This window comes from Kocuria rhizosphaerae (assembly GCF_044462265.1).
Taxonomy (GTDB): domain Bacteria; phylum Actinomycetota; class Actinomycetes; order Actinomycetales; family Micrococcaceae; genus Kocuria; species Kocuria rhizosphaerae.
In genome coordinates, this window is the sequence record NZ_JBISWL010000046.1 from 1 (window position 1) to 11,885 (window position 11,885).

8 protein-coding genes are annotated in these 11,885 nt (G+C 65.8%); 4 read left to right on the forward strand and 4 right to left on the reverse strand.

Annotation, left to right across the window (positions count from 1 at the left end; genetic code table 11):
• Window positions 1-1,311: a UDP-N-acetyl-D-mannosamine dehydrogenase gene (wecC, locus tag ACH9EU_RS06025; protein WP_396412914.1), complete on the reverse strand. Its 1,311-nt coding sequence runs from the start codon at window positions 1,309-1,311 to the stop codon at window positions 1-3.
• Between the two features lie 488 nt (window positions 1,312-1,799).
• Here wecC (ACH9EU_RS06025) and ACH9EU_RS06030 point away from each other — a divergent pair, with 488 nt between their 5' ends.
• From ACH9EU_RS06030 to ACH9EU_RS06040, 3 genes are read left to right on the forward strand one after another with little or no spacing between them, the layout of a single operon-like run.
• Window positions 1,800-5,222, forward strand: coding sequence for an FkbM family methyltransferase (locus ACH9EU_RS06030; RefSeq protein ID WP_396413038.1), 3,423 nt, complete (start codon window positions 1,800-1,802; stop codon window positions 5,220-5,222).
• Between the two features lie 17 nt (window positions 5,223-5,239).
• Complete coding sequence (locus tag ACH9EU_RS06035) at window positions 5,240-6,511, forward strand: prolyl oligopeptidase family serine peptidase (protein WP_396413039.1); 1,272 nt, start codon at window positions 5,240-5,242, stop codon at window positions 6,509-6,511.
• Complete coding sequence (locus ACH9EU_RS06040; protein WP_396413040.1) at window positions 6,508-7,176, forward strand: CatB-related O-acetyltransferase; 669 nt, start codon at window positions 6,508-6,510, stop codon at window positions 7,174-7,176. The genes ACH9EU_RS06035 and ACH9EU_RS06040 overlap by 4 nt, the downstream gene beginning before the upstream one ends.
• A 67-nt stretch (window positions 7,177-7,243) precedes the next feature.
• Here the strand turns inward: ACH9EU_RS06040 and ACH9EU_RS06045 are convergent, their stop codons facing one another.
• Together ACH9EU_RS06045 and ACH9EU_RS06050 are read right to left on the reverse strand one after the other, a co-directional pair.
• Window positions 7,244-7,789 carry a hypothetical protein gene (locus tag ACH9EU_RS06045; protein WP_396413041.1) on the reverse strand — a complete coding sequence of 182 codons (546 nt, stop codon included), beginning with the start codon at window positions 7,787-7,789 and terminating at the stop codon, window positions 7,244-7,246.
• A gap of 24 nt (window positions 7,790-7,813) precedes the next feature.
• The gene (locus tag ACH9EU_RS06050) at window positions 7,814-9,091 is read right to left on the reverse strand and encodes a nucleotide sugar dehydrogenase (RefSeq protein WP_396413042.1); all 1,278 of its coding nucleotides are present in this window, start codon (window positions 9,089-9,091) and stop codon (window positions 7,814-7,816) included.
• 336 nt (window positions 9,092-9,427) lie between these two features.
• On the opposite strand from ACH9EU_RS06050, the gene ACH9EU_RS06055 reads away from it, so the two are divergent.
• Window positions 9,428-10,216: a hypothetical protein gene (locus ACH9EU_RS06055; protein WP_396413043.1), complete on the forward strand. Its 789-nt coding sequence runs from the start codon at window positions 9,428-9,430 to the stop codon at window positions 10,214-10,216.
• Between the two features lie 158 nt (window positions 10,217-10,374).
• Here ACH9EU_RS06055 and wecC (ACH9EU_RS06060) read toward each other — a convergent pair whose 3' ends face one another.
• Window positions 10,375-11,685 (reverse strand): UDP-N-acetyl-D-mannosamine dehydrogenase, encoded by a 1,311-nt coding sequence (gene wecC, locus ACH9EU_RS06060; protein WP_396412914.1) that lies wholly within the window; start codon window positions 11,683-11,685, stop codon window positions 10,375-10,377.
• Window positions 11,686-11,885 lie beyond the last annotated feature (200 nt).

The following is an 11,885-nucleotide window of genomic DNA, read 5'->3' on the forward strand; positions in this document are numbered from 1 at the left end:
TCAGCGGGTGGTGGCCACGGCCGGCAGGGTGCTGGTGTGCGTGCTGGGAACGGGCAACCGGGCCTGGCGCCACAGGCCTTTGGTGTCCACGACGGTCTTACCGTCGAGGATGCCCTTGGGCAGTCTCGTGAAGTTCTGGTGGTCCACGAGCAGCACGACCACATCTGCGTGCTTGATGGCGTCCAGCACCTCGGCGAAGCGCACGTTCTTCAGACCCTGCAGGGCCGGCGGCAGCTCCGCCACGTGCGGCTCCACGGCCAGGATGGTCCCGTGCGGGATGTCGCGGGCCAGCCGCCGGGTGACCTCCACGGCCGGGGACTCCCGCAGGTCGTCGATGTCGGGCTTGAACGCCAGGCCCAGCGCGGCCACCACGGGGACGTCCATCCCGGCGATGGCCTCCTCGACCTTGGCCACGACCCAGTCGGGCTTGGAGTCGTTGACCTCCCGGGCGGTGCGGATCAGCCGGGACTCCTCCGGGGCGGAGGAGACGATGAACCACGGGTCCACCGCGATGCAGTGCCCGCCCACGCCCGGTCCGGGTTTCAGGATGTTGACCCGCGGGTGGTGGTTGGCGAGCTCAATGAGCTCCCACACGTCGATGCCCAGCCGGTCGGCGATCAGGGACAGCTCGTTGGCGAAGGCGATGTTGACGTCCCGGAAGGAGTTCTCGGTGAGCTTGGCCATCTCGGCGGTGACGTCGTCGGTCTCCAGCAGCTCACCCACGCAGAACGTCGCGTACAGCGCCTTCGCCCGCCGGGTCGCCTCGGGCGTCATGCCCCCGATGATGCGGTCGTTGGTGATCAGCTCCTCCATCACCTTCCCCGGAAGCACCCGCTCGGGGCAGTGCGCCACGTGGATCGCCGGCTTCCCGTCGGACCCGTCCAGGGACAGGTCCGGGCGCAGCTCGATGAGGTGCTCGGCCATCTTCCGGGTGGTCTGCGGCGGGGACGTCGACTCGAGGATGATCAGCTCGTCACCGCGCAGCTGCGGGGCGATGCTGCGCGAGGCCGCCCGCACGTAGGAGAGATCTCCCTCGTAGTTGTCCGTGAACGGCGTGGGCACGGCCACGACATAGGCGTCCCCGTGGGGCATCTGCGTGGTCGCGGTGAGGGTTCCTTCGGCCACCACGCGGGCGAGCTGCTCCTCGAGGCCCGGCTCCACGAAGGGGATCTCCCCGCGGTTGATCTGGGCCACGTTCGTCTCGTTGATGTCCACGCCCACGACCCGGGACCCGTAGTTGGCCAGCACCACGGCGGTGGGCAGGCCGATGTAGCCCAGCCCGACGACGACGACGTTCTGCTGTTCAGACATGGCGTACTTCCTGTGGGGGGTCGGGGGCTGGGGATGGTCAGTGGGGGCCAGCGGGGTGGGGGCATGTAGGCCGATGCAGGGACATCTGCTGTGGAAATCATACGCTGACGTGCGGAAGGCTCTCTCCGAACATGACGATACATCCGCTGGCCAGCACCGACGCATCGCTCACCGACCAGGTGTGTCCCCCCGAGCCCCGGAACTGCCGGGCGCTGAACCGACCGTCCGGCCCAGCCCCGGACCAGGGGCAGGTCGGCGACCAACATACGGCACGCTCCGCCAGGGTGGACGCGCTCGGACCAGTATGATGACGAAGGATTGTCCCCCAAACGGCTCACAGCGGACCCGAGTCGACACCCCAGTCGCACGCACCACCCCTGAGCGTCGAAGCACCGGAGCCGGCCCACAAGGCCGGATCCCCCGGGCGACGCGTGTCCTGCACCAGATCCGTCCAGCCACGACGGTTCAGCCCTGTCACCCCACGATCAATGAAGGTCGAGTTTCTCACGATGCCCGAGGCCCCCCAGCTGCAGACCGTCAACGTGTCCTCCGCCGGCCGGACATTCACGTTCACCGGGTACTCGGACGACCACATCGTCCAGACCCTGAAGCGCACCGCTCGTTTCTACGAGCACGACCTCCTCGACTTCCTGATCGGAGCTGTGGACGGCGACGGCTGGCTTGTCGACGTCGGGGCCAATCTGGGCAACCACTCGGTCTATCTCGCCACGCACAGCAACAACGCGGTCATCGCCATCGAGCCGGAGCGGGACAACCTCCGGCTGCTGCGGATGAACCTGGAGGCGAACTCCGTCGTCGACCGTGTGGAAGTGCACAATTGCGCGACCTGGGACGAACACGCCCAGCTCTCGCTGCACCAGAACATTCCCTCGAACAGGGGCACGTTCAGGGCAGACTCGGATGACCAGGGCGGCATTGCGGGCGTTCCCCTCGACGAGATCATCGGCAACCGGCGCGTGGCGGCGATCAAGATCGACGTCGAGGGAGCCGAGTACCGCACCCTGAAAGGCGCGACGACGACGCTGGGCGAGCAGCACCCGATCCTCTCGGTCGAGATCCACACGCCACACGCCTATCACGAGATCTCCGGGCTCCTGAAGACACTGGGGTACACCACCGTCAACATCCGTGGGGCCAGCGACAACTACGTGTTCATGCACCGGGACAGCAACCCGGTGGCCTACCAGGACGCCTCGCAACGCTCACTGATGGAGTCGCTGCGCACCCACCAACGAGAGATGGCGCACGGCCTGCACAACACGAGCGTGAAGGTGCTCGCGCTGAAGGAGGCACTGCAGGAGGCCTCGGGGCCGACCTCCGGAACCGCCGATGTGCTCGCCGACCTGAGGAGGAGCGTCGATGCCTCGCTCCACCACCTCGAAACGCTGGTTTCGGCTCAGGGACCGGCGGCCACGGTGGACCAGCTCTTGAGCGAAACCGCCGGGGCCCGCGACGCCGTGGTGCGCGAGCTCCAGACACTGGCCCGAAGGGTGGAGAACGCCCTGGAGACCGGGAAGGACCAGCACGCACGCAGCACGGACCGATGGGAGTCGACGTCCCACGACCTCGCACAGGCCCTGAAGACGTCACGGGACGCCGATGCGGAACGCAGCAACAGGATCTCAGCGAAGCTGGACGCGCTCCGCGAGCTCTCCGAGTTCGCGCACAGGGACCGTGATCGCGCCGTGGACGATCTGACGCGGCGCGTTTCCGAGGTCGGGGCCCGCCACTCCGACGACCTGCAGTCGGTCGGTGCGAGGCAGTCCGAGGAACTACGGTCTGTCGGCCGGAAGGTGGAGCGGCTGACGGAGGACCTGGAAGACGCGCTGCTCCGGGCTCTCGACGCGCGGGACCGTGCCGCGGCAACCGCCGTATCCGAACGCGAAGTCCGTGACGACACCGCCCTTCTGCAGGAAATGGCGCACGTCCGGCGGTCCAACACGATTCTCCGCACGGCCTACACGAAGGTGTCCGACCGGCTCGAATCGGTGGCTCCGGAGAGATGGTCCACGTCGGCGGCACTGCGTGCCATCGATGCTCGGATCGATGGATCCTCCCTGGACGAAGAGCTGCTCGATGTCATCGAGCGCGAGGCCAGTGGACGAAGTGTCCGCCAGTTGCCCGAGCCGGCCCGCGGGACGTACGACCGGGTCAGGATCGGCATCGCCTCCATGCCGGGGCGGGAGAAGGGTCTTGCGACGGTGCTCGAGATCCTCCGCGTCCAGGCGCACGAGATCTGCGTGTACCTCAATGGCATGGACGCCGTGCCCGACAACGTCCCCAGGGCCGACAACATCCGATATTTCACCGGACCGGACTATGGCGACCGTGCAAAATTCCTCTTCCTCGAGGGCTTCCAGGGGTACTACCTCACCTGCGACGACGACATCGAGTACGCGCCGTTCCACGTCCACTCCATCATCGACGGCATCGAGCGGTACGATCGCAAGGCCGTCGTCGGGTGGCACGGCTCGATCTTCTCCGACGACTTCCAGGAGTTCTACAACGCCAAGTACCGGAAAGTGCTCAGTTTCCGCTTTCTGCGCGGCCTCGACACGCCCGTCCACCTTCTCGGCACGGGTGTGTGCGGATTCCACACCTCCACGGTCCGCATCGGATTCGAGGATTTCATCCACCCGAACATGGCGGACGCCTTCCTCGCCATCGCAGCCCATGAGCAGGACGTTCCCATGCGGGTGCTGAGCCATCAGAAGGACTGGGCCAAACCCATCGAGGCGGAGGCCGCATCCATCTCCACCGTGTCGCTCGGCCGCACGGAAGGCAAGGAGGGCCTCGACGTCGCCTCCACGGTGAGCCGCCTCATCAAGGACCACCAGCCGTGGCGGACCCGTGACATCGATCCGGTCTACGCTCGAGAGCCTCTCAACGTCTGCGTCATCGGCCGGACGGACAAGGAGCGGTGGCGCAAGGGCGGAATCCTCAAGTCGTCCCACCTGACGGTGGACTCGCTCAATCGTTTCGGCGCTTCCGTGCATCTGGAGGACATCGAAACGGGGGATCCCCAAGACCTCCACGGCTTCAAGCCCCACGTCGTCATGATCTATGTCGGCGACCCGGAGCGTCCGGACTTTGCTCGGGTCGAGGCACTCCTGGAGCACCATGCTTCCCTGGGCAGGGCTGTCACCATCAACCTGTCCATCAACGGCAAAGAGAGCCGGTACGAGGCCATCCGCACCAAGATGCTCGCGTGGGAACGGCGGTTCCCGGGATTGGTGACCATGATGGTGTTCTCGGAGGCGATCTTCGAGGTACCTCAGCTCCAGGCCATCCGCCACCTGCTCGTCCCGATCCCCAAGACCCTCCACTACCCCGACGCTCCTCAAGCGTCCTTCGGCGAATCGGAGGGCGTGTTCGTGGGCGACATCGCCAAGCTGAGCGACGACTATCTCCTGTCCCATCCCGCCAAGGAGTGGATCTCCGCGATCCGGCAGGCACTGCCAGAAGTACCGCTCTACGCGCTCCAGCAGTACAGGCCCCGCTACGACACGAGCGGTATCGACGTCGACGAAGTATGGCCCTTCCTCACGGACGACTTCGCGGAACGTATCTCCAGGACCCGGATCATGCTGAGCCTCGTGAAGTACGCGACCTTCGAGATGGTTCCCATGGAGGTCGCCTCCCTCGGCGTTCCCGTCGTCTACCAGCCCATGCCGCAGTCCCTGACCGAGTACCTCGGTCTCGGCGGCATGGTGGCGAACCAGCCCTCCGATCTCCTGGACATCCTTCCTCCGCTCTACAACGACCCGATCGTGTGGCGCTCACAGAGCCAAGCGGGCATCCTCCGGGCCATGAGCTCCGAGCTCAACAACACCGCGGGCCAGATGTACGTCCGCCTGCTGGGCCTCAAGCACCGTGCGCAGCGCGGCTGAGCACGGGAGACCGCACCATGTATTTTCCCGACGTCACGTTCGACTTCATCGTGACCATCGATCCGGCCGGCACGCCCTATGAGGCCTACATCACGGCGCAGGATCTCGGTCCTCTCGACCTGACCAGCCGCTACGAGCGGACCGCCAGTCGAGAGATCAACGCACTGCGGGCCGCCGGTCTCCGAGAGGACGGATCGGTGGCAGCCGGTGCTGCGGTCCTTGTCGTCATGTCTGCGGATCGGGCACTACCCGACCTCGTGCGCATCAGTTCATACCTTCCGGAGAACTGGTACCTCTACTGCCTCTCCCGGAGCCTGGTGAGGACTCACCGCCCGCGGTGTCTTTTCCAGGCGACGCCCAGCGACATCTCGGACCGTGACTTCCGCCTGAAGGTGGGTGGTCACCTCCAGCGACTCGTCTCTCAGCAACCGATCGGCTCACCCTTCAACCCGGACACTCCGCCGTTCCCCCGCGCGCGTGCCGACTGTCACGATCTGCCCGACATCGTCCGTCAGGGCACGGCTCGCGGCGTGGCCACCGTGCGATCCCTCGGGTTTCGAATGGATGCGATGTACACCCTCCGCCCGGACACCCGGAAGCTCGTCATTGTCAACCAGAGTGCCTTGAGCCGCAAGAACCAGCCCTTGCCCATCTTCCAGCGTTGGAAGTGGGCACCGGACATCGAGGCAACAACACTGGTGCTCAACGACCCCACCCTGTACGTCTCGGAGCGCATCGAGTGCGGCTGGTGGGTCGGGACCCAGGAACTCGACTACGTGCCACTCTTCAGCCGGGCGGTGGGCCGGCTTGCGGCAGAGCTCGATGTACCGCTGGAGGACGTCGTGTTCTACGGAGGCTCGGCGGGTGCTTTCGCGTCACTGGCCATGGCCGCCGAACTGCCCGGCTCCCGGGCCGTGGTCGATATTCCACAGACAGATCTGCGGACATACCACATCAAGTCCGCAATCAATGTCCTGGCTCAAGAGTGCTTCGGCGTGCCGGACAGGTCTCAGATTCCCGAGGAGTACGCGTATCGGCTGAGCGTCCTCGAGCGTTTCCGGCGACTCGGTCGCTGTCCCGAGTTCGTGTACTACCAGAACACCCACGATGTCACGCACGTGGTCGACCAGTACCTCGAGTTCGCGGAGCAGCTCCAGGAGTCCTTCCCCCACCACCGGGGGGAGTACCGGACCTACGAGCTGAACCATCCGGTCAAGGGCGGCCACACCCCGCTGCCCCGACGCACCACGGTCCACGTCATCAACGACGCCCTGGAGAGGACAGCATGAACCCGCAGGTTCCGGCGGCACTGGTATCGAACATCATCGGGCGCGCTTGGGCCGTGTTCGCAGAGCCTGGGGTGCGCATCAACTCGGTCGAACTCCAAGGCACGTCGTACTGGGGCTTTGGCTCCTACATGAACTCCGGGATGGTCCGCTCCTACAGCGAGGTCGGACGCTACGCCAGTATCGGACGACAGGTCTCCATCGGCCTGGGCCACCACGACATGTCCCTCTTCAGCACGTCCCCCTTCTTCGCGAAGCACTCGGCGGGGAGCAGGATGCCGATGGCCAGCGAAAACCCCAAGCGTCGCGTGCTCGTGGGCCACGACTGCTGGATCGGCGACGGCGTCATGATCGTTTCCGGCGTGACGATCGGAACGGGCGCCATCTGCGCGGCGGGCGCAGTGGTGACCAAGGACGTCCGGCCGTACGAGATCGTCGGCGGGGTGCCCGCCAAGCACATAGGGTGGCGGTTCGAGGAAGACGTGCGGCAGAGGATGCTCGCCTCCCGGTGGTGGGACCACCCGTTCGAGGTGGTGGAGAGTTGCGCCGACCCGGACACGGAGGCATTCCTGGACCGCATCGAAGCGACGGCGACCGGTGGTCCGCCATCGTCGGTGCAGTACAGCAGGATACTTCCGAGCGACGCCGCGGCGCCGCCCACCCGCTGACCGGGCTCCGCAAGCCGAAGAGGGGCGGGGACATCGGCCCCGCCCCTCTGATCCCTGGATCGATCGATCAGGATCCCGAGTCGTCGCCCTTGGGCTCGGACTCGGAGGCCTTGGGATCCTGCTTCTCGGGAGCCTCAGGGTTGCCGCCGATCGCGATGACACGGTTCTCGTCGTCCAACGAGACCATGGCGGTACCGGGCTCGTCCCCGCCGCACTCCAGCGCGAACCAGTAGTACTCGCCCGGGTACTTCGAGAGATCCTTCGCCGGCTCGATGGAATCACCGATCGAGCAGCCCCCGAAGGCCCGCTCGTACTTGGCCCGCTCCACAGTGGCATTAGTTGCGTCCCAATCCGACATGCTCTCCGAGTCAGGAGACGTGATAGTCGTGATGTCCGCCGGATTGCCCGAGATCCACGCTGTCAGAGCATCCTCGGCCACGGCCGCCGGCGCCCGGTCGGTGTCGATCTCTTCGGGGGGCGCGATCGAGACCGACGGCGCCGGTGCTTGCGACTCGCCCGCGTTCTCGGATGCGGTGTCGCCGCCGCAGGCGGACAGGCCCAGCGCGAGGACGGGGATCGCGAGCAGTGTCGAAATACGCATGGCAAGTTCCATTTCTTTCAGGGGAAGGGGCAGCAGTCAGAGCCGAGTTGCTCGACCGGTGTCGGTCACGCCTCGGGTGTCCAGAAAGGCCGCGGAAGATCCGGCCAGGTCGTCGGACCCGAAGCTCCGGTGATCCTGCAGGAGCACGACGAGGTCAGCGGCACGGACCGCTGCCTCCAGGTCCGGCACTCGTGGGAGATCACCCGACGGAAGACGCCACGTCTCCACGAACGGGTCGTAGAACGACACGTTCGCTCCTCTGCTCAGGAATCCGTTGGCGACGGGAATTGCGGGGCTCTCCCGCTGGTCGGCGATGTTGGGTTTGTACGTGACGCCGAGCAGCAGCACGTCCGATCCCTTGACGGACTTCTCCGCATCGTTGAGGAGGTCCGCCCCTCGCTGCACCACGTACTGCGGCATCTTCTCGTTGATCTCCTGCGCGAGTTCCACGAACCGGAACGGATAGCCCAGTGTCCTCTTGACGTGGTGGCTCAAGTAGTTCGGGTCGATGGGAATGCAGTGACCGCCCACACCCGGGCCCGGGGTGAACTTCTGGAACCCAAAGGGTTTGGTCGCCGCGCCGCGGATCGCTTCCCATATGTCGATGTCCATGTCGTGGCAGAAACGGGCCATTTCGTTGACGAGGGCGATATTGACGTGCCGATACGTGTTCTCCAGCAGCTTCGCGGTTTCCGCCTCACGCGCTCCCTTGAGCGGCACGACCTCGTCGACGAATCGGCGGTACATCGCCGTGGCCTTCTCCGTGCATTCCATCGTCACCCCGCCGACGAGTTTCGGCGTGTTGCGGATGCCGAACTCCGGGAAGCCGGGGTTGATCCGCTCGGGCGAAAAGGCGAGGAAGAAATCCTGGCCGTACTCGAGCCCAGACTCCTGCAGGATCGGCAGGACCACCTCTTCCGTGGTGCCTGGGTAGGTCGTCGACTCGAGCACAACCGTCGTGCCTGCGCGAAGGACGCCGGCGACCGACCGTGTCGCGCTCTTGACGGCGCTCAGATCAGGCCCGCCGTCGTCGCTGAGCGGCGTCGGCACGCAGATGACGACGTAATCCGCATCGGCGACCTCACCGTAATCCGTCGTGGCGCGGTACCCCTGTTCCAGCATGCGTTCGATGTCGGCGTCGTTGAGATCGTCCACATGGGACCGGCCGTCATTGAGCTGATCCACCAGCCCTGGGTGCGCATCGACGCCGACAACCTCAAATCCGTTGTCGGCGGCCGCCTCGGAGAGCGGCAGCCCGACATATCCTTGGCCGATCACTGCAAGTTTCGTCATAGGACCTGTGCCTTCCTTCATGGGTATTCCTCGTCTCCGCGCGGGGTGCCGAAACCGAAACCGACCTCTGCTGGGAGCGGATCAATGACCGCTTTGCTTCGGGAGCACGCGCACGCGCAACATGGAACTGGCCCACTCCGATGTGGGACCTGACGAGGGCAAATACGGGGGCCTGTCCACACTTTACCGGACACAGGTCTACACCTCGGACAAACGCGCGCGTGAGTCGCCTCCCCAACGCACTTCGTGCTGGAAGCGGTCCCCGGCTTGTCCGACGGTCGTCGCGATGACGTCGCATTGCCGTAGGATAGAAACGCCTTCACCCCCCTATATCCCGTGCCAGGAGTGGATTGCCGCATGAAACACCGCACTTCTGAGATCGCCATGGCCGCAGCAACGGTGGTGTCTTTCGCACTGTTCCTGGTGGTTCCGGGTCCACAGGTGCCGTGGTGGGCCGTCATCCTGGCCGGACTGATGGGAACGCTGAGCCTCGGAGTCCTGATCTCCATTCGGAGGCAGCTCCGTGGAATGCAGCGCAAGCTCTCGCTCGCCGGTCTGGAACAAGCGGTCGAACGCCTGCTCACAGCGCAGGAAAAGGAATTCGAACGCATCTCAGGTCGCCTCGGCGAGGTCGAAGGGAATCTTCTCCGAGTGCACACCCACCAACTCCATGCGGAACGCTCCCGTGCGAAGGCGGACAACCGGACCCATGAGGCGCTGGCAACCGTGCGGCGAGACATCAGGCCAGGATTCGCCGACGACCTGTCCGGCAGGATCGACGGAATCACAGAGCGCCTGGATACGAGCGAGGCGCGGGTGTCCGGCTTCGAGTCCACCACCCACGAACGTTTGAACAAGATTCTCCTCGCTCAGAACACCATGGAGCGCTCCCGCGCCCGGTCCGTGACCAGGACCCACGAGCTGGTGCGCCGGAATGAGAACGACATCCGCGAGAGCCTTCGTCGAGTCGGTTCGGTGGAGAGTGATCTCCGGTCACTGCAAGAATCGATGAAGGCACTCCGAGACCTCATGGTGGAAGCTTCCGTCGCACTGGACGTGCTGACGTACTCCTCAGCATCGGATGATGCGCTCGCGGCCAGCGTGTCGAGCGGCCGGGATGTGCGAAGTGACGGTGCCGACCGCTGAATCCCACCTCGAGGTCGCCCGTCCGATCCTGAACCCGTTCTCGGGTCATGGTTTCAGGTGCGTTCTCCGCCGCAACGGCGCAGCGAGCATGGAGCACCGAGTGAGGTCCGGACCCGCCTCGTCATGCACGTTCCGCATACCGGCTGCCGCACAAGGGATCAGCGGGTGGTGGCCACGGCCGGCAGGGTGCTGGTGTGCGTGCTGGGAACGGGCAACCGGGCCTGGCGCCACAGGCCTTTGGTGTCCACGACGGTCTTACCGTCGAGGATGCCCTTGGGCAGTCTCGTGAAGTTCTGGTGGTCCACGAGCAGCACGACCACATCTGCGTGCTTGATGGCGTCCAGCACCTCGGCGAAGCGCACGTTCTTCAGACCCTGCAGGGCCGGCGGCAGCTCCGCCACGTGCGGCTCCACGGCCAGGATGGTCCCGTGCGGGATGTCGCGGGCCAGCCGCCGGGTGACCTCCACGGCCGGGGACTCCCGCAGGTCGTCGATGTCGGGCTTGAACGCCAGGCCCAGCGCGGCCACCACGGGGACGTCCATCCCGGCGATGGCCTCCTCGACCTTGGCCACGACCCAGTCGGGCTTGGAGTCGTTGACCTCCCGGGCGGTGCGGATCAGCCGGGACTCCTCCGGGGCGGAGGAGACGATGAACCACGGGTCCACCGCGATGCAGTGCCCGCCCACGCCCGGTCCGGGTTTCAGGATGTTGACCCGCGGGTGGTGGTTGGCGAGCTCAATGAGCTCCCACACGTCGATGCCCAGCCGGTCGGCGATCAGGGACAGCTCGTTGGCGAAGGCGATGTTGACGTCCCGGAAGGAGTTCTCGGTGAGCTTGGCCATCTCGGCGGTGACGTCGTCGGTCTCCAGCAGCTCACCCACGCAGAACGTCGCGTACAGCGCCTTCGCCCGCCGGGTCGCCTCGGGCGTCATGCCCCCGATGATGCGGTCGTTGGTGATCAGCTCCTCCATCACCTTCCCCGGAAGCACCCGCTCGGGGCAGTGCGCCACGTGGATCGCCGGCTTCCCGTCGGACCCGTCCAGGGACAGGTCCGGGCGCAGCTCGATGAGGTGCTCGGCCATCTTCCGGGTGGTCTGCGGCGGGGACGTCGACTCGAGGATGATCAGCTCGTCACCGCGCAGCTGCGGGGCGATGCTGCGCGAGGCCGCCCGCACGTAGGAGAGATCTCCCTCGTAGTTGTCCGTGAACGGCGTGGGCACGGCCACGACATAGGCGTCCCCGTGGGGCATCTGCGTGGTCGCGGTGAGGGTTCCTTCGGCCACCACGCGGGCGAGCTGCTCCTCGAGGCCCGGCTCCACGAAGGGGATCTCCCCGCGGTTGATCTGGGCCACGTTCGTCTCGTTGATGTCCACGCCCACGACCCGGGACCCGTAGTTGGCCAGCACCACGGCGGTGGGCAGGCCGATGTAGCCCAGCCCGACGACGACGACGTTCTGCTGTTCAGACATGGCGTACTTCCTGTGGGGGGTCGGGGGCTGGGGATGGTCAGTGGGGGCCAGCGGGGTGGGGGCATGTAGGCCGATGCAGGGACATCTGCTGTGGAAATCATACGCTGACGTGCGGAAGGCTCTCTCCGAACATGACGATACATCCGCTGGCCAGCACCGACGCATCGCTCACCGACCAGGTGTGTCCCCCCGAGCCCCGG